The sequence below is a fragment of the Pseudomonas entomophila genome, assembly GCF_013523125.1.
GTDB classification, from domain to species: domain Bacteria; phylum Pseudomonadota; class Gammaproteobacteria; order Pseudomonadales; family Pseudomonadaceae; genus Aquipseudomonas; species Aquipseudomonas entomophila_B.
The window spans coordinates 156,897-179,694 of record NZ_JAAMQJ010000001.1; the positions used below are offsets into that span (position 1 = coordinate 156,897).

General features: G+C 60.6%; 20 protein-coding genes. 14 read left to right on the forward strand and 6 right to left on the reverse strand.

Going from position 1 to position 22,798, the window contains the following annotated elements; genetic code table 11:
- Window position 1 precedes the first annotated feature (1 nt).
- From G7007_RS00615 to G7007_RS00645, 7 genes are all read left to right on the forward strand, one after another.
- Complete coding sequence (locus G7007_RS00615; RefSeq protein ID WP_181098629.1) at window positions 2–529, forward strand: Hcp family type VI secretion system effector; 528 nt, start codon at window positions 2–4, stop codon at window positions 527–529.
- Window positions 530–621: 92 nt separating this feature from the next.
- Window positions 622–2,790 (forward strand): type VI secretion system Vgr family protein, encoded by a 2,169-nt coding sequence (locus tag G7007_RS00620; protein ID WP_181098630.1) that lies wholly within the window; start codon window positions 622–624, stop codon window positions 2,788–2,790.
- On the forward strand, window positions 2,787–3,707 hold the full coding sequence (locus tag G7007_RS00625) for a DUF4123 domain-containing protein (protein WP_181098631.1): 921 nt from the start codon (window positions 2,787–2,789) through the stop codon (window positions 3,705–3,707). The genes G7007_RS00620 and G7007_RS00625 overlap by 4 nt, the downstream gene beginning before the upstream one ends.
- On the forward strand, window positions 3,700–6,681 hold the full coding sequence (locus G7007_RS00630) for a sulfite exporter TauE/SafE family protein (RefSeq protein WP_181098632.1): 2,982 nt from the start codon (window positions 3,700–3,702) through the stop codon (window positions 6,679–6,681). The genes G7007_RS00625 and G7007_RS00630 overlap by 8 nt, the downstream gene beginning before the upstream one ends.
- Window positions 6,682–6,683: 2 nt before the next feature.
- Entirely contained in the window at window positions 6,684–7,577 is an 894-nt protein-coding gene (locus G7007_RS00635; protein ID WP_181098633.1) for a DUF6708 domain-containing protein, read from the forward strand.
- The gene (locus G7007_RS00640) at window positions 7,574–10,558 is read left to right on the forward strand and encodes a T6SS effector BTH_I2691 family protein (RefSeq protein ID WP_181098634.1); all 2,985 of its coding nucleotides are present in this window, start codon (window positions 7,574–7,576) and stop codon (window positions 10,556–10,558) included. Before G7007_RS00635 ends, G7007_RS00640 begins: the two co-directional genes overlap by 4 nt.
- A 2-nt stretch (window positions 10,559–10,560) precedes the next feature.
- Window positions 10,561–11,454 (forward strand): hypothetical protein, encoded by an 894-nt coding sequence (locus G7007_RS00645; RefSeq protein WP_181098635.1) that lies wholly within the window; start codon window positions 10,561–10,563, stop codon window positions 11,452–11,454.
- A gap of 582 nt (window positions 11,455–12,036) precedes the next feature.
- Here G7007_RS00645 and arsH read toward each other — a convergent pair.
- The 6 genes from arsH to G7007_RS00675 are packed head-to-tail and all read right to left on the reverse strand — an operon-like array spanning window position 12,037 to window position 16,309.
- The gene (arsH, locus tag G7007_RS00650; protein WP_009876562.1) at window positions 12,037–12,774 is read right to left on the reverse strand and encodes an arsenical resistance protein ArsH; all 738 of its coding nucleotides are present in this window, start codon (window positions 12,772–12,774) and stop codon (window positions 12,037–12,039) included.
- Window positions 12,752–13,174, reverse strand: a complete 423-nt coding sequence (arsC, locus tag G7007_RS00655) for an arsenate reductase (glutaredoxin) (RefSeq protein ID WP_009876563.1) — start codon at window positions 13,172–13,174, stop codon at window positions 12,752–12,754. Before arsC ends, arsH begins: the two co-directional genes overlap by 23 nt.
- Window positions 13,171–14,403 carry an MFS transporter gene (locus tag G7007_RS00660; RefSeq protein WP_009876564.1) on the reverse strand — a complete coding sequence of 411 codons (1,233 nt, stop codon included), beginning with the start codon at window positions 14,401–14,403 and terminating at the stop codon, window positions 13,171–13,173. Before G7007_RS00660 ends, arsC begins: the two co-directional genes overlap by 4 nt.
- A 2-nt stretch (window positions 14,404–14,405) precedes the next feature.
- Complete coding sequence (gene arsB, locus G7007_RS00665) at window positions 14,406–15,428, reverse strand: ACR3 family arsenite efflux transporter (protein ID WP_009876565.1); 1,023 nt, start codon at window positions 15,426–15,428, stop codon at window positions 14,406–14,408.
- Window positions 15,429–15,486: 58 nt separating this feature from the next.
- Entirely contained in the window at window positions 15,487–15,981 is a 495-nt protein-coding gene (locus G7007_RS00670) for an arsenate reductase ArsC (protein WP_009876566.1), read from the reverse strand.
- Between the two features lie 4 nt (window positions 15,982–15,985).
- Window positions 15,986–16,309 (reverse strand): ArsR/SmtB family transcription factor, encoded by a 324-nt coding sequence (locus G7007_RS00675; RefSeq protein WP_009876567.1) that lies wholly within the window; start codon window positions 16,307–16,309, stop codon window positions 15,986–15,988.
- Window positions 16,310–17,034: 725 nt separating this feature from the next.
- On the opposite strand from G7007_RS00675, the gene G7007_RS00680 reads away from it, so the two are divergent.
- From G7007_RS00680 to G7007_RS00710, 7 genes are all read left to right on the forward strand, one after another.
- On the forward strand, window positions 17,035–17,781 hold the full coding sequence (locus tag G7007_RS00680; RefSeq protein WP_011871432.1) for a hypothetical protein: 747 nt from the start codon (window positions 17,035–17,037) through the stop codon (window positions 17,779–17,781).
- 118 nt (window positions 17,782–17,899) lie between these two features.
- Window positions 17,900–18,112, forward strand: a complete 213-nt coding sequence (locus G7007_RS00685) for an AlpA family transcriptional regulator (RefSeq protein ID WP_009876569.1) — start codon at window positions 17,900–17,902, stop codon at window positions 18,110–18,112.
- A 42-nt stretch (window positions 18,113–18,154) separates the two neighbouring features.
- Entirely contained in the window at window positions 18,155–19,030 is an 876-nt protein-coding gene (locus tag G7007_RS00690) for a ParA family protein (protein WP_011871433.1), read from the forward strand.
- On the forward strand, window positions 19,014–19,274 hold the full coding sequence (locus G7007_RS00695; RefSeq protein WP_009876571.1) for a hypothetical protein: 261 nt from the start codon (window positions 19,014–19,016) through the stop codon (window positions 19,272–19,274). The genes G7007_RS00690 and G7007_RS00695 overlap by 17 nt, the downstream gene beginning before the upstream one ends.
- Window positions 19,267–20,931: a ParB family protein gene (locus tag G7007_RS00700; RefSeq protein ID WP_181098636.1), complete on the forward strand. Its 1,665-nt coding sequence runs from the start codon at window positions 19,267–19,269 to the stop codon at window positions 20,929–20,931. Before G7007_RS00695 ends, G7007_RS00700 begins: the two co-directional genes overlap by 8 nt.
- A 15-nt stretch (window positions 20,932–20,946) precedes the next feature.
- Window positions 20,947–21,507: a DUF2857 domain-containing protein gene (locus G7007_RS00705; protein WP_009876573.1), complete on the forward strand. Its 561-nt coding sequence runs from the start codon at window positions 20,947–20,949 to the stop codon at window positions 21,505–21,507.
- Between the two features lie 3 nt (window positions 21,508–21,510).
- Entirely contained in the window at window positions 21,511–22,761 is a 1,251-nt protein-coding gene (locus G7007_RS00710) for an STY4528 family pathogenicity island replication protein (protein ID WP_011871435.1), read from the forward strand.
- Window positions 22,762–22,798 lie beyond the last annotated feature (37 nt).

Sequence of the window (22,798 nt, forward strand, 5' to 3'; positions counted from 1 at the left end):
CATGCCAACACCCGCCTACATTTCCATCGAAGGAAGGACTCAGGGCAACATCACCAAAGGTGCGTTCACGGCCGAATCCGTCGGCAACATCTTCGTGGAGGGTCACGAAGATCAGATCCTGGTTCAAGAGGTCAGCCATCGCATCAGCGTCCCCACCGATCCGCAAAGCGGTCAGCCTGCCGGCCAACGCGTGCATGGCCCCCTGACATTCACCTGCGCGCTCAACAAGGCAGTACCCCTGCTGTATAGCGCGCTGTCCAGCGGCGAGATGCTTCCGACCGTGGAGCTCAGCTGGTATCGGACCTCCATCGAGGGCAAGCAGGAGCGGTTCTTCACCACCACGCTGACGGACGCCGTCATCGTCGATATCGATCTGGTCATGCCCCACGCCCAAGACAAGAACAACAAGGACTTCACGCAGTTCTTCAAGGTGTCCATGGCCTACCGCGGCATCGCTTGGGAGCACCTCATTGCCAGTACCGCCGGCTCGGACGACTGGCGCAAACCGAAAGAGGCAGGCACAGCCTAGTCTCGGGCCCCGGCAGCAGGTTGAAGAAACAAGACCGTCCGGGCGATGTCGCCCGGGCTTCCGTGCCTCGGTCAGTGAACTAGGACCCCGCCATGTCTCGCCAATCCGACCTCCGTTACAGCTTCCAACCAAGCGTAAGCAGTGCCGTGCTCGATGTGGTGTCGTTCTCGTTGAAGGAGGCGGTCAGCCAGACGTTCGCGCTGGAACTGAAACTGGTCAGTCATCAAAGCAACATCGATTTCGGCACCGTGCTCGACAAGCCTGCGCTCTTCACCATTTGGGAGAGCGGTCGCCCGAGGCGGCATGTGCATGGCGTGGTCAGCCGTTTCAGTCAGTTGGAAAGCGGCTTCTACCGTACGTATTACCAGGCACTCATCGAGCCACGACTGGCTCGCGCCCGTCTTCGCTCGAATTGGCGCATCTTCCAGCAGAAAACGGTGCCGCAGATCCTCGAGCTCATGCTCAAGCGGCAAGGCATCACGCAATTTCAGATACAGGCCGGCCGAGAGCACAGCGTTCGCGAATTCTGTGTGCAGGGCGGCGAGACGGACCTGGCATTCATTGACCGTCTAGCAGCCGAAGAAGGCTTCGTGTACCGCTTTGCACACAGCGCAGACAATCACACGTTGATCATCACAGACCGGCTGTTGGCACTGGGCCCGATCGGCCAGGAAGCCACCGACGCCGCGAGTGAAGACCCGCATGGCGTTGACGACGACGAACAGCCCGACACCCGTAGCGTGCTGTATCACGCCAGTCGAGGTGGCGACCAGGCCACCCCGTGCTTGCGGCGCTTGCGCTATAGCGAGCAGGTACGCACGGCTTGCCAGGTGCAGCGCGATCACACCTTCCTGCACCCGACCTATCGCCAGGAGCACAGCGCCTGTGGCCTCTATCTCGAACACCAGTCCGGTGACTACGAGCGCTTCGACTATCCCGGCCGCTACAAACGCGACGCCGTGGGCAGGCCGTTCACCGAGACACGTATCACGGCGCTGCGTCACGACGTGCGAATCGCCGAAGTCGAGGGCGACGATGTCCGGCTGCAACCGGGCCTGAGCTTCACCCTCGAAGGCCATCCGCGTGATGACTTCAATACGCACTGGCGCGCGATCGCGGTTTCCCACGAAGGCAGCCAATTCAGCAGCCTCGAAGAAGAGGCCGTGAGCCTCGACCAGAGTACACGCTATGCACAGACTGCCCAGCTGGTGCCCGGCAGAGCCGAATGGCGCCCGGCCCCTCTGGACAAGCCGCGTATCGACGGCCCGCACATGGCTACCGTGGTCGGCCCGGCCGGTGAGGAGATCTATTGCGACGAATGGGGTCGGGTCAAGGTCAGCTTTCCCTGGGACCGCGAGAGCCAGGACAACGAGTTCAGTTCGTGCTGGGTACGTGTCGCCCAGAGCTGGGCCGGCGGCAGCTGGGGCGCGATGGCCATTCCGCGGATCGGCCAGGATGTGGTCATTCACTACGTCAACGGCGACCCGGATCAACCGATGATCATCGGCCGCACCTACTGTGGCAACCAACTACCGCCCTACGACCTGCCCACGCACAAGACGCGCATGACCCTCAAGAGTCAGACCCACAAGGGTGAAGGCTTCAACGAGCTGCGCTTCGAGGATGAGCTGGGCCAGGAGGAGGTGTTCATCCATGCCCAGCGGGACCAGAACATCGTGGTCAGGCATGATGAAACCACCGAAGTCGGCCATGACCGCAGGGAAACGGTCCAGAACGACGAGTCGATCCTGATCGGCCATGACCGTGACGAAACGGTCGGTCACGACGAGCGCGTCACCATCGGACAGGATGCCACGCTCGACATCGGGCGCACCCAGAACATCACCATTGGCAAGGACCGCCTGGAAACCATCGGCAATCATCGCCACGACCAGATCACCGCCAATCACCACGTGCGCATCGGCGGCAATCTGCAGCAGCAGGTGGAGGGCCATGCCGAACTCGATGCGGGCATGGAGATTCGCCGACAGACCAAACGTTACCTGCTGCGAGCGGCGGAAACGATCGTGATCCAAGGGCCGGGCGGTGCCATTCGCATCGACGAGAACGGCATCACGCTGGATAGCCCGACGATACGCCTCAACGGCCAGGTGATTCAGTCGGCCGGGGGTGTGAAGAACCCCTTCTCTCTCGACAGTACCCCCACGACCGGCACGCCGCTCGAGCGCCCGTGCGGACGCCTGGAGAACGGTCAGTGCAGCCTGTCCGACTGCCGCTGTCTCAAAGGAGCGAACCTATGACCAACTACCGCGGGTACAAGCCTGACGAACGCATACGGCATGAGTGCCGCTTCCTGTTGCTGCTGACCCATACGCTGGAGTACTGGGCGTACCGGCCCATTCCGCGGCAAGGTCCGTTGATCCTACCCTACGCGCCTTCGGTCATCGAACTGCTCAATGCGGTCAGCCGTCAGACACGCTACGCCTGGATATGGAAGCGCAGTGCACTCGACGAGCGCCATGAATTCGGCCCTCTTCTGGTCGATGCGTCCCGGGCACCCGAGCTGCTGAACCATGCAATCACCACCTGGATGCCGATCGGTGCGGCCATCGCGCTCGATGCGGACATCGGCCTCGAGGCATTGGCCGATCATTTGACCAGCCTCGTGCAGATCACGCTTCCCGACCAGAGCATCGGTCTTTTCGAGTTCAGGCCCGATCATCTTCCGGCCTGGCTCGAGGCATTGGGCGATGACAATCACACAGCATGGCTCGGGCCGCTGTCGCGAATGGCCTGGTGCACCTGCTGGGGCCCTGCCCAGCAGTGGTACGCGCTCGAGCGCAGCCCTACGCCCTCGCGCTCCCGTGAGGCTTCGGTCTTGACACTGGACGCTTCTGAGCTGGCTCGACTGGACCAGGGTGTGCACGAGCACTTCGTCTTGTCGCTGACACACGAGGTCTCGGCCATGCCGACTCATGCGGGTCATGCCTTGGCTGATCTACGGGCCTGGGTAGACACCTTGTTGCCACAGCTGAAAGCCATCAACTTTCTCGAAGAGGATACCGTGAGGCCGTTCGTCCATCTGATCGCCGAACATATGTGGCTGATGGACGATGAAACAGCGATCGCGATCTACACCAACCTCATGGAGTCGCCGCAGGGTCGCCTTCGCGAACTGCATGCGTTGATTGCCGAGAGGTCGCGCAGCCATGACTGAAGCCTCCGTCAGCCGCGCCACCTCCAGGCCTGCCTGCAGCGCCCGCCTCCCCATCCTCCCCGTGCGCTATGCCGTGGTGCCGCGTCCTCAAGGTGCGCCGACCTTTCGCTACGCCGAGGCAGGCTTCGCGCTCGAGCAGGGCCTGCCTGCCTTGCAGCACATGGCCTATACCTTGCGCGCCCTTCGGCCCGGCTATGTCTATGTGTTCATGAAGGGCATGCTGGGCGAAAAGCTGGTCATCCACGAATACGACGGCGACGGCCACTACAAGGAGTTGCGCTACCAAGGGCTGGACCACTACCACCGCCGCGACCGCTATCGCGCCAGCCGGAGCATGGGGTGGGTGTGGGCCGACACCTGTCCGGACACGGCACAGGAGGTGTGGATCGGTTACAGCCCGCACCTGTGGACCAATGCCATGACGGCTCGCATCACCGGGTCGACCATTTTGCGCGAGCGTCACATGCGCGCGTTGAATATGGCCGAGCTCATCGCTGGCGATCCGCTGCCTTCGACGCAGCCACACGTCCTGCCGCTAAGCGCCGTAACGACCTGGGTCGAGGATTTCAAGCCGGCCCATCAACGCATGTCCCTGACCTGGAGCAGCCATCCGGTTACCGAAAGCCTGCCGATCGGCAATCTGACTGCCATGGCGCAGGCCTACCCGCGGACTCAGCCTAAGGTGCCGGCGGTGGTCGCCTTGCCTGATGTCGAAGGCCTGACCCTGGACCTGAGCCTGTCGGTCTCGGCCTACCAGCATCAGTTGCGCGACCTCATGCCCGCCGAGCAATTCGAACACACCCAACCGGCGCAGGGTTCGGAACAGGCGTGCGTGCCGGGGTGTTACCAGCTGGATGCCGAGCGGCTCAGCGCGAAAAGCCGCGATTTTCATCACCGCAACCTCATTGCGCTGTTGCTGAACAAGACCCTGGAAAGCCTGTATCCGGCGGATTCGCCATCACTGGAAGCGGTAATGAGGGAGATGGGCAGAGGCCCCGATGATGCATGCGACTCGCTCGCCATCGCACGGTTTCACGCACTCACTCATGAAAAGTACTCGCCCGACGGGGCGCGCCTGCGGTTGCGCCTGGATACCGACAAGTACCTGAGCTTTCTCGCCGAGCGCGATAGCGTGGAGCGTCGCTTGGACACGCTACGCGAACTGGCGCTGCAAGCGAGTGACGACCACGACACATGGCTGGCTACGGCCGAGCCCCAGCAGGTCGACGATCCCTACAGCCTGGCAGCGGCGTTGGCCTGCTATGACCGTGATGACCTGACCTCTGCCCGCGGATTGGAAATCGCCTTGGCGCTGCTGATCCTGCCCATGGGCCAACCTGTGCTCGGTACCGAGGACCGGGACCGCCGCTTCCAGCGCCTGGAGCGGTGGCTGGACCAGCATGACAGTCCGCTCTACACCGTCCTGGCGCCGTTCAACCCGTTCAAGGACAAGGCCGATGCAGTCGGCAGTTTGCTCGGTGCCAGTGACAACGTGATCGAAGGGTTATTCGGCCGCTTCCCGGCCATGGCCAACATCACCGACCTGACTGCGCAGACGGTCAACACGGTGGTGCTCAAACGGTTGCATGGCAAGACACGCTGGGATGCCAGTCGCTCCTTGCGTCAGCAGGTGCAGGCAGCGGCGCGTGCAAGCAATCTGGAAAAGGCAGTGGGGTTGTTGACTGCGCGGTATGGGGTGACCGAGCAATCGATTCAGGAAAGTGCGTTTAGCAAAGAGGTGCAGAAGTACCTGAAAAGTGGGATGGCGCACGTCGAAGAGATGAAAGAGATGCGCATCTCGGGGAGCCGGACTGTCCGGATCGAGATGACGACCACGTCACGCGTCAAGCCCAAGCTGCTGGGAATGTTAACGTCGGGGGGCGGCGGCGTGCTGAACATAGGGATGCTGCTGTTCAACCTGATCTCGCTGCAGGGGGCCTATAACAGCCTGCAGGAAAGTGATGCGGCAGAGTATCAATTAGGGTTTGCGGCGTCGATTTTTGGGGTGATTGGTGCGGCGTCGGCGACGCTGGTCAGTGCTAGGGCAACGCAGAAGATCGTAATGCTGAGGCTAGGCTCGACAGTTCCAGGAATGGCTTACGGGAACGGGTTAGTTAATTTTTTAGGGAGTAATCTATTTGCAAGACTGTCTGGATACTCGGCAATATTCTTAGGGTTTTCCTCTGACTTATCGAAAGCATGGCGTCAACGCGCCAATGGAAGCTCGGAAGCAGCTAAATATACATTTGCAGGTGGAATCACTACAGCGATTGGTTCTACTGTAATGCTCGAAGCGGGACTCGCTATTGCGGGACCCACATTTTTTATACCGTTTGCGGGTTGGGCCGCAGCGGCATTAGTACTCGTAGGCGTAGCTATTGTCGTCGGAGGCTTATACCTGCACAGCAAAGCATACGAGCTCATACATAAACCAATTGAACTATGGGCAGCGCGCTGCATATTCGGAAACCAAATTAACGATGGAGAAATTCGCACAGATATCTCTTTAGACTATGACAAAAAATTACCTGCATTCTCTTCATTGAAGACGGAGATAGCAGAATGGCTAAAAGAACATTACGCACCGAAAATACTACTGAACAGCAACACCAATTTACCAGGCACACCTAAAATAACTCAGTCGTGGAAAGACAATACTCACTGGACACCGCCGGATTGGCCATTCTTGATACAGAATAGGGATCATGACTACCAAGCCACCATTGAGTTCTTGATATTTTTACCAGGCTTTATAATTGGAGAAAGCAATTGGTCGGCTACCCTCTACGACGAAAAAAATACAAAACTAACGACCTCTAAACCAGATGCCTACGCTGTGGAACATGGCTTAGCACTGCATTTTAAAAATAAGTTCCACAATATAAGATATTTCTCTATAAAATTAATTTATCACCCTAACCAAGGGCTAGATGAAAATATGGATATCCGTTCTTTTTTTTGTGTCGGGCGATAGCGATGACAATCTTCTGGCTTTTTAAAACCACCTCAAACTCTGGACATAACCCTGTCATTCGCGGACAGCTACTCAGTTTAAAAAACCAAACGTTATGCTTGCGCAACCCTTGGATTACAGATTCAGTTTTCATGGGCAAGATTTATTGCGCCATGTGCCTTTTGTCGATAATAGCAGTGTGCGCAATCGCACTTCCTGATATAGGATGGAATGGCAAACTTGACGACTTATTGTTTATCATCGCCTTTCTGCTCTCCCCACTTATATTTTCTCCTTTCTTAGCATACAGAATCTACCTCATAAAAAACATCTCACACATATGTCTTAATCGTGCCAACCGAAAAGTTTACTATAAACGCTTTAGTCACGTTTCAGCCTTTGATTGGCGCACTTTAAATGGAGGTTTTTTCAAACGCTTAGAGTTCGGTGGGTCTTCATTTTCTGCCGTTCACGCCCTCGCCTTCGCCCCACCTCGCGCAGACGGTACCCTCCATCAAAAAGACTGCCTCTGGATCGATAGCAACGAACCCACCGAACCCGACATCCAATACGTCGCCGAAGTCTGGGAATACTTGCGTCACTTCATGGACCACGGCCTCGACAAACTCCCACCTCCCAGTGAACCCAACTGGTGGCACCGCCCCCTCCACGCCATCTGCCTGACCCCTGCCGAAGCCTGGCGTCACTACGCCCCCTGGCGAACCGGCGAACCCGGCGAGATGCAGGGCAAGAAGAATTGGCAACTGCCCTTCTGGGCCGTGCTGTTCCCTTACAACCTTATGGTCGCCTTGTGCTGGTACGTCATCTGCCGCCTGTTCAATGTCAAGGCAGCCCCGCCTCCGCCTGAAGCATTCGAAGAAGCGCCTGCACGCCCGAAAAAGAGGAAACGTGCATGACCGATGCCTCCGTCAGCCGCGCCACGTCCACCCCTGCGTGCAGCGCCCGCATCCCCATCCTCCCCGTGCGCTACGCCGTGGTGCCGCGTCCTCAAGGTGCGCCGGCCTTTCGCTACGCCGAGACAGACTTCGCGCTCGAGCAAGGCCTGCCCGCCTTGCAGCATATAGCCTACACCCTGCGCGCCCTGCGGCCCGGCTATGTCTATGTGTTCATGAAGGGCACGCTGGGCGAGAAGCTGGTCATCCACGAATACGACGGCGACGGCCACTACAAGGAATTGCGCTACCAAGGGCTAGACTACTACCACCGCCGCGATCGCTACCGCGCCAGCCGGAGCATGGGGTGGGTCTGGGCCGATACCTGTCCGGACACGGCCCAAGAAGTGTGGATCGGTTACAGCCCGCACCTGTGGACCAACGCCATGACCGCCCGCATTACCGGGTCGGTGGCCCTGCGCCTGCGCCATATGCGCCGCCTGGACATGGCCGAGCTCATCGCTGGCGATCCGCTGCCGTCCACGCAGCCACACGTCCTGCCGCTAAGCGCCGTGCCGACCTGGGTCGAGGATTTCAAACCGGCACACCAGCGCATGTCCCTAACCTGGAGCAGCCATCCGGTTACCGAAAGCCTGCCGATCGGCAATCTGACTGCAATGGCACGCGCCTATCCACGGACCCAGCCCAAGGTGCCGGTGGTGATCGCCCTGCCCGATGCCGAAGGCCTGACCCTGGACCTGAGCCTGTCGGTCTCGGGCTACCAGCACCAGTTGCGCGACCTCATGCCTTCCGAGCAACTGGAGCATACCCAGCCGGCGCAAGGTTCGGAGCAGGCGTGCGTACCGGGGTGTTATCAATTGGATGTCGAAAGGCTAAGCACGAAAAGCCGCGATTTCCATCACCGCAACCTCATTGCACTGCTGCTGAACAAAACCCTGGAAAGCCTGTATCCGGCGGATTCGCCTTCACTGGAAACGGTAATGAGGGAAATGGGCAGAGGCCCCGATGCGTGCGACTCGCTCGCCATCGCACGGTTTCACGCACTCACTCATGAAGACTATTCACCCAACGGGGCGCGTCTGCGGTTGCGCCTCGATACCGACAACTACCTGAGCTTTCTCGCCGAGCGCGATAGCGTGGAGCGTCGCTTGGACGCGCTACGCGGACTGGCGCTGCAAGCGAGTGACGACCACGACACATGGCTGGCTACGGCCGAGCCCCAGCAGGTCGATGATCCCTACAGCCTGGCAGCGGCATTGGCCTGCTATGACCGTGATGACCTGACCTCTGCCCGCGGATTGGAAATCGCCTTGGCGCTGCTGATCCTGCCCATGGGCCAACCTGTGCTCGGTACCGAGGACCGGGACCGCCGCTTCCAGCGCCTGGAGCGGTGGCTGGATCAGTATGACAGTCCGCTCTACACCGCCTTGGCGCCGTTCAACCCGTTCAAGGACAAGGCCGATGCGGTCGGCAGTCTGCTGGGGGCCAGCGACAACGTGATCGAAGGGCTGTTCGGCCGCTTCCCGGCCATGGCCAACATCACCGACCTGACTGCACAGACGGTCAACACGGTAGTGCTCAAACGGTTGCATGGTAAGACACGCTGGGATTCCAGCCGCTCCTTGCGTCAGCAGGTACAGGCGGCGGCGCGTGCGGGCAACTTGGAAAAGGTGCTAGGGCTGTTGGCCGCGCGGTATGGGGTAACCGAGCAATCGATTCGGGAAAGTGCGTTTAGCAAAGAGGCACAGAAGTACCTGAAAAGTGGAATGGCGCACGTCGATAAGATGAAAGAGATACGTATATCGGGGAGCCGGAATATCCGGATCGAGTTGACAACCACGGCACGCGTCAAGCCCAAGCTGCTGGGAATGTTGACATCAGGCGGCGGCGGAGTGCTGAACGCAGGGATGCTGCTGTTCAACCTGATCTCGCTGCAGGGAGCCTATAACAGCCTGCAGGAGAGTGATGCGGCAGAGTACCAATTAGGATTTGCGGCATCGGTTTTTGGGGTAATCGGTGCGGCGTCGGCGACGTTGGTCAGCGCGAGGGCAACGCAGAAGATTGTAATGCTGAGGTTGAACCCAACGGCGCCAGGGATGGCGTTTGGGAATGGCGTCATGAAATTTCTGAGCAGTAATCTTTTTGCCCGCTTCACGTCTTACCCTGGAATAGCGCTCGGCTTGTTTTCCGATGCTTCCAAGTCACTGCGTCAAATTCGAAATGGAAATTTAGCAGCTGCCATATATACCGCGACTGGTGGTGTAGCAAATGCCATTGGGTCAGCAATCGTTCTGGAAGGCGGACTTGCAATCGCAGGCGCAACCTCAGTTGTGCCGTTTGCTGGCTGGGCAGCCGCTGCACTGGTTCTTGCAGGGGCGTTAATCGTAGTGGGAGGCTTATATTTGCACGCCAAAGCCTATGAACATATCCATAGTGCAATTGAACTTTGGACGGCGCGCAGTATTTTTGGCAACCACCTCAATGACGGCGAAATTCGGCCTGGCGTCCGTTTAACTTTTGAAAAGAAACTTCCACCCTATCCTTCTTTGCAAGCAGAAATCCGCGCATGGCATGAGGAGCACTACGCACCTAAACCGTTGTCAGCCAAACAAGCACGCTCACTCGGCGTGGAAAATATTGATACGTCATGGCGTAACCGTCCCCATTGGACACCTGCCAATGACTGGCTCCCTGCGAGTCAGAAGAACACTCAAACACCTGCCGTCGAGTTCTCGGTCTTTTTACCGGGTTTCTTGTTAGGCATAAGCACATGGTCAGGACACATGGAGACCTTCAGCAGAAACGATGAACCTGAAGCCCATACAGAGCCAGCGACCGTTTATCTAACCGCTGCCGGCCTGATTGTAAACTTTAAGAAAACATTGACCATTCAGCACTCAGCGAAGCTAACCCTCACCTATATGGCCAACCAAGGCTTGGACAGTGAAACCGAAAATCATTCAATATTTAAACTTGAGCGATAAAAATGGCAGTTTTTTGGACATTTTGCCCTAATTCGAAATCGGGCCATAACCCCGCCATCAACGGACAGCTAATAGAAATATCCAACATAACCTTGCAACTAAGAAACCCCTGGGTAAAAGATTCTGTATTCATGGCCAAACTCTATTGCGCACTGAGCATTGCATCAATGCTGACGATCGGTTCTATGTTAATTTTTGAAGCAATATCTAATCCGCACACCCCCAACCTTTTAACCTTTGCAATAACAGCCCCTATGTCCCTCGTTTTCCTCCCATTTCTTATTTATCGAATATATCTAATAAAAAAATTGTCTTGCTTTTGCCTAAATCGATCGACTAAAAAAATTTATTACAAACGCATAAGCAAAATACTTGTATTCGAATGGCCTCGCACAAGAGGCGGTCTATTCAAGCGTGTCGAAAACAGTGGCGCGTCTTTCAGCACCGTTTATGCCCTCGCCTTCGCCCCTCCCCGCGCAGACGGCACCCTCCACCAAAAAGACTGCCTCTGGATCGACAGCAACGAACCCACCGAACCCGACATCCAATACGTCGCCGAAGTCTGGGAATACCTGCGCCACTTCATGGACCATGGCCTCCACAAACTCCCACCTCCCAGTGAACCCAACTGGTGGCACCGCCCCCTCCACGCCATCTGCCTGACCCCTGCCGAAGCCTGGCGTCACTACGCGCCCTGGCGAACTGGTGAACCCGGTGAAATGCAGGGCAAGAAGAACTGGCAACTGCCCTTTTGGGCTGTGCTGTTCCCTTACAACCTCACCGTTGCCCTGTGTTGGTACGTCATCTGCCGCCTATTCAACGTCAAAGCCGCTCCGCCGCCGCCAGAGGCTTTCGAAGAAGCACCAGCAAAACCTCGCAAGAAGAAACGCAGATGAAGTCATCGTGCGCATAAGCCAAATTCATCGTTGCCACTTTTACAGTAAAAGCATTGCGCAACTGACGAGACCCTCAGACTAATGAACGTCGATCTGTTGCGCATACGGGCGACCAAGAGAAAAAGCTAGTGACAGGTGCACCGCCAGTGCGCACGAACAGCGTTGCCAGGAGATGGCCTCGAAGAAAGGGAGCGCATTCACATGGGTAAGACAATGGCCGGAGGACGATGAACACGCCCGCAACGTTCTGACAGAAACGAAAAAAGGGCCCTAAGGCCCTTTTTCGATGATCTACCCACCCCATCGGAGCCTGTAGATCTATAACTGGAGCGGGAAACGAGTCATGCACTAGAGCGATAAGTCTCTGTTTCCCAATCACTTTCTCCGCTGTGGTGAGCAGCGAAGGCCTGAATTATAGCCTTGTTTTTCGCCCTCGGCAACAAAGTTCATCCAACGACTTCCATTGAAGTCCAAGGACTGCTCTTTTCGCAGTCGCACCGCCCTACGATGCTGTCGCGATGCAATGGGGCCTCCAGTGGCCAAGGCCGTCGTGCGGCGATAGGCGAATGGAATCAGGGGTTATCAGATTACCGCCTGCTGCATGCGCTTGGTCAACGCCTCGGCGCTTTCCTTGCGCTCGCTATACCTGTCCACCAGATACGGCGACGCATCGCGCGTGAGCAGCGTGAACTTCATCAGTTCCTCCATCACGTCCACAATGCGGTCGTAGTAGGCCGACGGTTTCATGCGTCCCGCTTCATCGAATTCTTGATACGCCTTGGCGACCGAGGACTGGTTGGGGACGGTCAGCATCCGCATCCAGCGGCCCAGCACGCGCATCTGATTGACAGCATTGAAAGATTGCGAGCCGCCCGACACCTGCATCACTGCCAGCGTCTTGCCCTGAGTCGGACGCACCGCGCCGACTGACAGCGGAATCCAGTCGATCTGCGTTTTCATCAGGCCGGACATCGCGCCATGGCGCTCCGGCGAACTCCACACCATACCCTCGGCCCACTGCGCGAGTTCGCGCAGTTCCCTGACCTTGGGATGATCCTCGGTCGCGTCATCCACCAGCGGCAGGCCCGACGGGTTGAACAGCCGCGTCTCGCCGCCCAACGCCCGCAGCACGCGGGCTGCCTCTTCGGCGGCCAGTCGGCTAAACGAGCGTTCGCGCAGCGAGCCGTAGAGCAGCAGGAAGCGTGGCGCATGGGTGGAACGTTCGGGTGCCAGTAGCCGTTCCATGTCCGGCGGCTGGAGCAATGCGGCGTCGATGTTCGGCAGGTCGAGACGGGATTCAGACACGACGGCCCTCCACATCCACTACCGGCTCGCCGTCTTCCTTGTTGAACGCGCCGCGCTGCGGTTGCGGCAGGATGTCGAGCACTGTTTCCGACGGGCGGCACAGGCGCGTGCCCAGCGGCGTGACCACGATAGGTCGGTTGATGAGGATCGGATGTTGGAGCATGAAGTCGATCAATTGCTCGTCGCTCCACTTCTGATCTCCCAGGCCGAGTTCCGCATACGGCGTGCCTTTCTCGCGCAGCACCGCGCGTACCGGGATGCCCATCGCGGCGATCAGCGCCTTCAGCATGTCGCGGTCGGGCGGTGTCTTCAGATATTCGATGACAGCCGGTTCCTCGCCGCTGTTGCGAATCAGGCTGAGGACGTTGCGTGACGTGCCGCAATCGGGATTGTGGTAGATCGTGATGTGGCTCATGTCGAGGTGCCTTCGTTCGAGAGAAGCATGGATTGCTGGCGCAGATGCCTGATCACATAGCCGAACAGGATCGCGCCCGCCGCGCTGATGCCGGTCAGGGCCAGCAGCGTGCCGGGATAGCCGTTGCCGGCGGAATACAGCAGCGAGGCCACGAAGGGGCCGGCGGCCACTGCGATCTGCACGGGTGTCGCCATCGCGCCGCTGATGGCGCCATAAGCGGCCCGACCGTACAGCTCGGCGGGCAAGGCGCCTCGTACGATCGTCATGACGCCATTGCCGATGCCGTAGAGCGCGGCAAACACGACATACACCGGCAGCCACTGCTCGGAAGCAAAGAGCAGGAGCAATGACAGCGGCAGCAGACTGATGGCCGCCATGCCGACCTGGCGCGTGCTGGCCCGCTTGCCGACCGTGGCTTGCACCACACGGCCGAGTACCTGCATTGGCCCGATCAGCGCACCGACCCAGGCCGCATTTGCGGCAGAGATGCCATGTGCCTGCAAGACTGGGATCATGTGCAGCGACATCGCCGCGAACACCAGTGCATTCAGCGTCACAGCCGCCGTGACGAGATAGAACACCGGTTCGCGCATGACCGCGGTGAGATTGCGGGATCGGGTTTCCGTCCGCGCTGGGGGTGTGCCGTGTGCCGGGCCGCGTCCCTTTGGCAGGCTGGCATGGATGGGCAGGCAGATCAGCAGGTTCGCGGCCGCATAGATCAACCAGACCTCGCGCCAGCCGACGTGTTGCAACAGCGTTTGCGTCAGCGGCCAGAATACCGTGCTGGCGAAACCGCCGAACAACGTCAGGTGCGTGATCGCCCGGCGATAGTTGCTGCCATGGACCTGCGTGATGACCGCGAAGGCCGGCTGGTACAAGGTCGCGCTCATGGCCACGCCGATACCGGCCCACACGAGGTAAAGCTCCGTCGCGTTGTGTACCCGCGAGAGGCACGCGAGCATGACGGCGGCCAGCAAGGCGCCGCTTCCCATCAGCAGACGTCCACCGATGCGGTCGATGATGCTGCCGGCCGCGGTCGAAAGCAGTCCCGAGATCAGCAAGGCCACCGAATAAGCCCCGACGATGGCGGGCTTGGACAGGCCGAGTTCGTCCTGCATGGGCTGCATCAGGACGCCGTAGGCGTAGAACATCGACCCCCACGCGACGATCTGCGTCAGTCCGAGCGAGGGAATCAGCCAGCCGCGAGAGCGCGGGATGGTGTTGTCCATGATTACGCTTGGCGCTCGTACCAGCCGCGCGAGCGGTTGACCACGCGCACCACCAGCAGCATCACCGGCACCTCGATCAGCACGCCAACCACGGTGGCCAGCGCCGCGCCCGAGTGGAAGCCGAACAGACTGATGGCGGCGGCCACGGCCAGCTCGAAGAAGTTGCTCGCGCCGATCAGTGCCGAGGGGCCGGCGATGCTGTGCTTCTCGCCTACCTTGCGGTTGAGCCAGTACGCCAGCCCGGAATTGAAGAACACCTGGATCAGGATCGGCACCGCCAGCATGGCGATCACCAGCGGTTGCCGGATAATGGCCTCTCCCTGAAAGGCGAACAGTAGCACCAGCGTCAGTAGCAGCGCGGCGATCGACAGCGGGCCAATACGTTCCAGCGCCCGGTCGAACGCAACCTGACCCCGGCGCAGCAGCGCCCGGCGCCAGAGCTGCGCGAGGATGACAGGAATGACGATGTAGAGCGCGACCGACACCAGTAGCGTGGCCCATGGCACGATGATCGACGACAGGCCCAGCAGGAGGCCGACGACGGGCGCGAAGGCGAACACCATGATGGTGTCGTTCAGCGCCACCTGCGACAGCGTGAACACCGGATCGCCGCCGGTCAGCCGGCTCCACACGAACACCATCGCCGTGCAGGGCGCGGCGGCCAGCAGGATCAGCCCGGCGATGTAGCTGTCCAGCTGCCCGGCCGGCAGCCACTGTGCGAAGACATGGCGGATGAAGATCCACGCCAGCAGCGCCATCGAAAACGGCTTGACCGCCCAGTTCACAAACAGCGTGACGCCGATGCCGCGCCAGTGTCGCCTGACCTGGCCGAGTGCGCCGAAGTCCACCTTCAGCAGCATCGGCACGATCATCACCCAGATCAGCAAGCCCACCGGCAGGTTGACCTGGGCGACTTCCAGCTGGCCAATGGCCTGGAACGCGCCCGGCGCGAACTGGCCCAGCGCGATGCCGGCAACGATGCACAGCAGCACCCACAGGGTCAGATAGCGCTCGAAGCTGCTCATGGCAGATGCGGCCGGCGCGTGACCGGCCGCTTCGGTTTCTGTAGTCATCGCGCCGCCCTTACTGGCGGCCGATGTCGCGCAGCTCGCGCTGCAACGACATGGCGTCCAGGCGCTGGAGCGGCAGCGACAGGAACAGTTCAATGCGTCGGCGCAGCGTGATCGCGGCGTCGAGGAACGCTTTGCGCTGTTGCTCCTCAGTGCCCTCGACGGCTGCCGGATCAGGGACGCCCCAATGCGCCGACACCGGCTTGCCCGGCCACAGCGGGCAAGCCTCCCCAGCAGCGTTGTCGCAAACTGTAAAGATGAAGTCGAACACCGGCGCACCCGGTGCCACGAACTCGTCCCAGCTCTTGCTGCGGTAGCCGGTCGTCGGCAGGTGCAGCCGCTCCAGCGTGGCAAGTGCCAGCGGATGAACCTCGCCCTTGGGGTGACTGCCCGCCGAATAAGCGTGGAAGCGGCCCTTGCCCAGCTCGTTGAGCATGCCTTCGGCAAGGATGGAGCGGGCGGAATTACCCGTGCAAATGAACAATGCGTTGTAGATCGTGTCGGTCATGGCGTCAGCAGTCGCAGCGGGTGGATTCGGAAACCTCGCACACTCCGCCTTGGCAGCAATGCTCGGTCAGGTAGCCGATCAGGCCGTTCATGTGGTCGTATTCGGCGCGATAGATCAGGTTGCGGCCTTGCTGCTCGATGCTGACGAGGCCGGCGTGGGCCAGTTCCTTCAGATGGAAGGACAAGGTGTTGCGGGCCACGTCGAGCTGGTCGGCCAGCACGCTGGGCGTGAGTCCTTCCGGGCCGGCGACGACCAGGGCGCGGAACACACGCAGGCGCTGGGTGTGCGCCAAGGCGCTCAGGGCGGAAACGGCTTGATCTTCGTTCATGATTCGATAGTACAACAATTATTGAATTAATGGATAAGAATCAGCGGGCAAGTCATTCATGGCTTCGCGGCATACCGCCGTCGAGTTCTTGGACTATGTTCCGCGCATCACGCCCATCAAAGTCATCGCGGCAGCAAGATGCTTCTATCAAGAGCGGCGGATGCCTTCTCGCACCACGGACTAGTTCAAGGGAAGGCAGGATGCCTAGCGGGCGATAGAACTGCACTGCATCCTGATGCGATGTGACCATGTTTGGCCCACACCGCAGGCGCGTGAACGCAAAGTGCGTTGGATTGAACCAAGCAAAATGCTTCGCCGCAAGATGCTATGTCGATATATCAGGATGCCGAAACAAGCATGACATGCGCGGATTTCTCCAGGTCCCTCTGGACGTGGAGCAGCGGATGCAATCCCCTGCGCCTTGTGAAACCGTGGGGATATCAGACCATATCGAATCGGTCTTGATGTGCTTGACGCACCCCATGACGCTGGCACCGTGAGCGCAATTGTCGAGCGTGCTTCTTCCTTATTACTCGACGGACCGGCAACTGGTCAATTCTTGCATATCGAGCAAGAGAGAACCACCTGTGACGGGTGCCATGATCTCTTCCGTCCATGTTCCAGGGCATCGCCCCAGGCATCAGCCACAGGCATAACGAAAAAACAGCCCCTTGGTGGGGCAAGAAGGAGCCGGTGATGTAGCGCTTCCGAAAGGAGACGAAAACATGCACAAGGAGCCACCACTATCAAAGGTGTTCTATCGTCCCATCGAAGCTGCCATACGGTGGGCTGGGTTGTTGCGGTACGAAGCGGTGATCGTCGCATCGATCGCATCACCGCGTTGTCTGCCGCAGATGTTGGACTGCCCGCGATGGAACGAGTGTCGGCTGTACTCGGAACGCATCTACGACGGTATCCTCAACGCCGAACTACCCTTCGGCAAGAACGGGATCACACTTAATGACCCAGATCTGGTGAGTTCACTCGATCTGACCGTCCGCCATGTCGATCTGAAGCGGTGGATGCGCACCCACTATCCCGAGCATCGGCCGGGATTTCTGTTCAGTCGCGGCGAGCGCATGGTGCATCCCTTCATCACCATCGAGACAGGACAGGCAATCCTGCTGGAACGGCTGGCTCTGCAGGCCGCGCTGGACCATAGCCGACGCGAGATGCGCGAACTGCAACAGCAACACGAAGTCTTGCTAAAGCAGTCCGCCGTACTGCTGGCTCCCAAGCAGTGCGTGATCAGTGATCGGGCGGAAACTACATACCTGAACATCATCGGCGGCATGCTGACGCTGATGCTGAGCCAATCCCCATCCGGCGTGCCGTACTCCAGCTTCAAGACGCAGGAGGCCATCGTCACCGCATTGCTCGCCCACTATGGCGGCACCATGGGCATCACGGAGCGAACCTTGAACGGCAAGTTCGCCAATGCCAGGAAGAATGTCCGTAGCGCAGCCGCGTGAATTCTTCCATCTTGTATGTGCAGTCGCGGAGATTGCATTTGCAATGTTTTTCCGCAGCCATGTCTATTGAATAGAGGTCACGCCAACAAACGCTACTGAGCGTTCAGGAGTGACCGCCATGTCGCAAATACCTGTACTGCCACCGCACGAGCGCCGCATCCTGCGGCTCGATGAAGTTGAAGCGAAGTCCGGCTTCAAACGCGCCCACATCTACAACCTGATGAAGAAGCGCCAGTTTCCGCAGGCGTTGCGCCTGGGCGTGCGCGCCGTGGGCTGGGATTCGGTCGAGATCGACCAGTGGATCGCCGAACGCCTCAACAACCGGACCTGACCCGCTCCCCCTCGATTTTCCCATCGCCAAACGGAGAGCGCCATGCAGGTCGTATCCATAATTTCAACGAAAGGCGGCGTAGGCAAGACGACTACGGCCGCCAACCTCGGCGGCCTCGCCGCGGACGCGGGGCTGCGTGTGCTGCTGCTCGATCTCGACGTGCAGCCGACCTTGTCGTCCTATTACGAGCTGGCACACCGCGCTGCCGGCGGTATCTATGAGTTGCTGGCGTTCAACGAACGCGCCCTCGATCAGTTGGTGTCCCGCACCATCATCGCGGGCCTGGACCTGGTGCTCTCGAACGATCACCGGGGTGAACTGAACACGTTGCTACTGCACGCGCCAGACGGACGCCTGAGACTGCGGCACCTGCTGCCGGCGCTGGCGCCGCTTTATGACCTGGTGCTGATCGACACCCAGGGTGCACGCTCGGTGCTGTTGGAGATGGCGGTGCTCGCCTCTGACCTGGCGCTGTCGCCCGTGACCCCGGAAATTCTCGCTGCCCGCGAACTGCGACGCGGCACCATGCAGTTGCTGGAGGACATCGCGCCATACCGGCACCTCGGCATCGAACCGCCATCCCTGCACCTGCTCATCAATCGCGTCCACCCCGTGTCCGCGAATGCACGGATGATCCAGCAGGCGCTGCGCGACCTGTTCCAGGACCATGCCGGCATATGCGTGCTGGGCACCGACGTGCCGGCCATCGAGGCCTATCCGCGCGCCGCAACCCGCGGCCTGCCGGTGCATCGCGTCGAGCATCGCCAGCCGCCGGGCAGAGTTGCGCCCGCCGCGCTCGACACCATGCGCGCGCTCGCCGGCGAACTGTTCCCACAGTGGCAAGACAGATTTGCCCTCGTGTCCGGCCGTCCTCCTCGTTCCATTGAAACCGGGAGGTCACATGGCGAACGCACATGAACTGGCCCGCGGCCACAAACGGCTGCGCGCCCTGATTGAGTTTGCGGTGAGCGAAGGCTGGCACGTCAAGCGCACACGGGGCGGACACCTCAAGTTCACCAAGGCCGGCTGCGCCGCCATCTACACCAGCTCAACAGCGAGCGACTACCGGGCGGATCTCAACGCCCGTGCACAGATCCGCCGCGCCGAGCGCGAGGCCCGCATGGCCCGGGCCGTCAACGCCGAGGGATGTGGTCATGGCTGAGATGACCTCCCAGGACATGGCCGGCAAGCTGCTTGCCGCCGGGTTCGAGCGCAGTGGGCCATCGGCCACGGCCTTGAGCGACCCGATCGCCGACACGCCGATGGTCGTGACGCTGGACCAGTTGCGGCCCTACGACCACGACCCCCGCAAAAAGCGCAACTCGGCCTACGATGAAATCAAGGCCTCCATCCGAGAGCGCGGCCTGGACGCGGCGCCAGCGATCACACGCCGTCCTGGCGAGGCGCACTACATCATCCGCAACGGCGGCAACACCAGGCTGGCGATCCTGCGTGAACTCTGGGCGGAGACCAAGGACGAACGCTTCTTCCGCATATCGTGCCTGTTCCGGCCGTGGCCTGCGCGCGGAGAGATCGTCGCCCTGACCGGGCACCTCGCCGAGAACGAACTACGCGGCGGCCTCACGTTCATCGAGCGCGCCCTGGGCGTCGAGAAAGCCCGCGAGTTCTATGAGGCTGAAAGCGGCAACACCCTGAGCCAGTCCGAGCTGGCCCGCCGCCTGGCCGCCGACGGCTTCCCAGTCCAGCAGTCGCACATCAGCCGCATGGCTGACGCGGTGCGCTACCTGCTGCCCGCGATCCCGACCGTCCTATACGGGGGCCTCGGCCGCCACCAGGTCGAGCGGCTGTCGGTCATGCGCAAAGCCAGCGAACGCACGTGGGAGCACTATGCCAAAGGCCGCTCCCTGCCGCTGGACTTCGACAGCTTCTTTCTGGAGGCGCTGTCGCAATTTGATGTCCAGCCCGACGAGTTCTCGCCGCCGCGTGTGCAGGACGAGTTGATCGGTCAGATGTCCGAGCTGCTGGGCATCGACTACGACGTGCTCGCCTTGGACCTGACCGAATCCGAGAGCCGCCACCGCGCCCTGGTCAGCGACCCAACCCCGCCATCGGCGCCGCCGGCATTGCCCGAGCCTGGGGCCATCGCACGGCCGCCGATCGAACCGGCACCGCCCCCCACTACAACTGCACCTTCTGCGGGCCACTCTGCCGACGCGCCGACAAGGCCCCGGGACGATGGGGCCCCGAGCGAGGCATCCGCAGCCAGCCCTGCGGCAGCGAATGGCGGTCTGCTTGACGAGCACATCATCTCTCCGGCACCCACGACGGAGCGGCTCCAGTCCATCCAGCGCATGGTCGCCGACCAGTTGGGCGATGCGCTGCCGCCCGACTTCTCGGCCAACGTCTTGCAGTCGATTCCCGTGCAGGCCGGTGGCCTCTATCCCATCTCGGACATCTGGTATATCGACCCTGGCCTCGACACACCCGACCGCCTGCGCATCCACATCGCGCAGTTCGCGCGCGAGATCGCGGGCGAGGCCGACCTGGACGCGTGTGTCGAGGATCGTTCTGATGGCATCGGGTTCACGTGTCGTGCCCCAGCCCAGGCTTCGTCGCCGCTCGCACGCGCCGTGCTCGCACTACTGGTTTCCCTGGCCGGTCAGCAGCCAGCCGGCGTCGGCTTGGACAGCGGGCAACTCATCACAGACCTGCCAGCGCTGTTGCACGGCCAGGGTCAACGTCGTGACGGCGGGGCCCGGCGATTGAGCGACACCGCGCTGGTCAAGCTGTTTCGTCTGCTGCGGCTGGCCCGGCGCCTGCTGGATCTGGAAGCCGGCGCTGTCGGTTCTGGGATCTGAGCGAGGGAGGCCTGCATGTCCGCACCGAACCCACTCAACCAGGCCGTCATCGCGCAGGCACTCTACGACCTACGCAACGGGCAACTGCGTCGCTGCAAGGCGATGGGGTTCGGCGAGGAAGAGCTGGATGCGCTCAAGCATCCGGCGCTGATCAGCGTGCTGGCCAATGCCAACGTCTCCTGGTGCTCTGTCTCGGTGAACCGGGAAGTGCTCCGGCGATTGCTCAAACAGGCGCAGGACGTGGAGAAGGAGATCGCCACCGTCGATCGCATGCTGCGCCTGGGTGCCAGTACCGAAATGGTGAGCCGCTTCTACGGGCTGACACATCAGGAAGTCGCACTTCGGCGCGAAGTTCTCGGCCTGCCCAAACGCAAGGGGCGCCATCCGGTTCTGGACGAGGAGCAGGACACCGAGCTGTGGCGGCGCTGGAAGGTCGTGACCAGCAGCAGGAACGTCGAGCTGGAGGATGAGACCTCGGTTCTTGATGCGGCAATGGACCTCGCCGAAGGCATGGAGCTGCCGCTGTCGGTGGTCTGGGCTGCGATCAAGAACTGGATCGATCAGGGACTGGGTTGAATCATGGCCGTGGACGACGCTGCACCACGAGCACCACGCCAAGGTCCGGTCGCCCTCGCTGATCTGTTCGACAGCGCGCTGAAAGACCTTGCACCGAAACCTCGCCCACTAGCACCGGCTCCCGCCTTCGCATCCGCGACGTCTCCTGTGTCTGCAACCGGCGACGGTTTCCTGTTCAGTGGAAATCGGCACGAGAGCGTGCCGCGACGGCTGTTCCTCGACCGACGCCTGACGCCGCTGGAACGCAATGCCTGGCAAGTCTTCCGGATGATGCTCAACGAGGATGGCGTCACGGCGTTTCCGACGTATGAGCAACTTCGCCCGTGGCTCGCGTCAATGCCCTGCGCCGGACAGGCCTCCCACGAGACCGTGGCACGGGCGCTGACGCTGTTGCGCCTGACGCGCTGGTTGAGTCTCGTGCGCCGCAGGCGCGACCCCAAGACCGGGCGCATCCTCGGCAACCTCTACGTCCTGCACGATGAGCCCCTGACCCCGTTCGAGGCGATGCAGCTCGACCCGGACTACCTGCAGCTCGTCAGCCAAGCCCTGGGCCATTCGGCCAGGGCCGTTCAGGTCGTGGGCTTGCACACGCTCAATGAGATCGCCGAAGACCCGCTGCTGTCTGGCCGCATGCTGCCCTCGCGGCTGCAGGTCCTTGCCGAACGCCTCGCAAGCCAAGGCATTGGGTCGCAGGAGAGTTATCCACAGGAGGACACGGTTCACGATTCCGAAGAAGGGGCGCCGAGCCTTCTTCGGAATTCTGATCGGCCCTCTTCGGATTCCGAAGCAGGGCCAAAACACGCAGCAGACGGCGCTCTTCGGAATCCGAAACAGGACCGTACTGTACGTAGTAGTCGTATTAATGAAGTACGTACTACCGCGCGTGAGCGTGGGCAGGCGCGCGCGATGCCGGGAGTTCGTCTGCCTGATCGCTTTCTCGGCTTGAAAGATGAACAGCAGGCCGGCGCCATGGTGGCATTGCAGCAGGTCGATGCCCCGCTACGCCAGGCCGTGCTGGACGAATGGGCGGATCGCTGTCGTGGCAGCACCATCCGCAACCCGGCAGGCTACCTGTTCGGCATCATCCAACGTGCCATCCGTGGCGAGTTCAACGCATGGGCCAGGCAAGCTGGGTCAGCACCGCCACCTGCCCCTGCACGAGATGCACCGCCTGAGCCACCGCGCAATGTAGTTCCGCCCGAGGTAGCCCGGCAGCACATCGACCGGCTGCGCGACCTTCTGCGCAGTAGCTGAGCGCGACGAGCGACAAGGGCGTGAAGCAGACGCCCGT

What these genes read in the sequence shown, in the direction of transcription:
- G7007_RS00625 (WP_181098631.1), top strand. Translation starts at nt 2,787, where the DNA reads ATGACCAACTACCGCGGGTACAAGCCTGACGAACGCATACGGCATGAG.
- G7007_RS00635 (WP_181098633.1), top strand. Translation starts at nt 6,684, where the DNA reads ATGACAATCTTCTGGCTTTTTAAAACCACCTCAAACTCTGGACATAAC.
- G7007_RS00620 (WP_181098630.1), top strand. Translation starts at nt 622, where the DNA reads ATGTCTCGCCAATCCGACCTCCGTTACAGCTTCCAACCAAGCGTAAGC.
- G7007_RS00630 (WP_181098632.1), top strand. Translation starts at nt 3,700, where the DNA reads ATGACTGAAGCCTCCGTCAGCCGCGCCACCTCCAGGCCTGCCTGCAGC.
- G7007_RS00680 (WP_011871432.1), top strand. Translation starts at nt 17,035, where the DNA reads ATGCACAAGGAGCCACCACTATCAAAGGTGTTCTATCGTCCCATCGAA.
- G7007_RS00695 (WP_009876571.1), top strand. Translation starts at nt 19,014, where the DNA reads ATGGCGAACGCACATGAACTGGCCCGCGGCCACAAACGGCTGCGCGCC.
- arsB (WP_009876565.1), bottom strand. Translation starts at nt 15,428, where the DNA reads ATGAGCAGCTTCGAGCGCTATCTGACCCTGTGGGTGCTGCTGTGCATC.
- arsC (WP_009876563.1), bottom strand. Translation starts at nt 13,174, where the DNA reads ATGAGCCACATCACGATCTACCACAATCCCGATTGCGGCACGTCACGC.
- G7007_RS00660 (WP_009876564.1), bottom strand. Translation starts at nt 14,403, where the DNA reads ATGGACAACACCATCCCGCGCTCTCGCGGCTGGCTGATTCCCTCGCTC.
- arsH (WP_009876562.1), bottom strand. Translation starts at nt 12,774, where the DNA reads ATGTGGAGGGCCGTCGTGTCTGAATCCCGTCTCGACCTGCCGAACATC.
- G7007_RS00700 (WP_181098636.1), top strand. Translation starts at nt 19,267, where the DNA reads ATGGCTGAGATGACCTCCCAGGACATGGCCGGCAAGCTGCTTGCCGCC.
- G7007_RS00640 (WP_181098634.1), top strand. Translation starts at nt 7,574, where the DNA reads ATGACCGATGCCTCCGTCAGCCGCGCCACGTCCACCCCTGCGTGCAGC.
- G7007_RS00670 (WP_009876566.1), bottom strand. Translation starts at nt 15,981, where the DNA reads ATGACCGACACGATCTACAACGCATTGTTCATTTGCACGGGTAATTCC.
- G7007_RS00675 (WP_009876567.1), bottom strand. Translation starts at nt 16,309, where the DNA reads ATGAACGAAGATCAAGCCGTTTCCGCCCTGAGCGCCTTGGCGCACACC.
- G7007_RS00645 (WP_181098635.1), top strand. Translation starts at nt 10,561, where the DNA reads ATGGCAGTTTTTTGGACATTTTGCCCTAATTCGAAATCGGGCCATAAC.
- G7007_RS00710 (WP_011871435.1), top strand. Translation starts at nt 21,511, where the DNA reads ATGGCCGTGGACGACGCTGCACCACGAGCACCACGCCAAGGTCCGGTC.
- G7007_RS00705 (WP_009876573.1), top strand. Translation starts at nt 20,947, where the DNA reads ATGTCCGCACCGAACCCACTCAACCAGGCCGTCATCGCGCAGGCACTC.
- G7007_RS00615 (WP_181098629.1), top strand. Translation starts at nt 2, where the DNA reads ATGCCAACACCCGCCTACATTTCCATCGAAGGAAGGACTCAGGGCAAC.
- G7007_RS00685 (WP_009876569.1), top strand. Translation starts at nt 17,900, where the DNA reads ATGTCGCAAATACCTGTACTGCCACCGCACGAGCGCCGCATCCTGCGG.
- G7007_RS00690 (WP_011871433.1), top strand. Translation starts at nt 18,155, where the DNA reads ATGCAGGTCGTATCCATAATTTCAACGAAAGGCGGCGTAGGCAAGACG.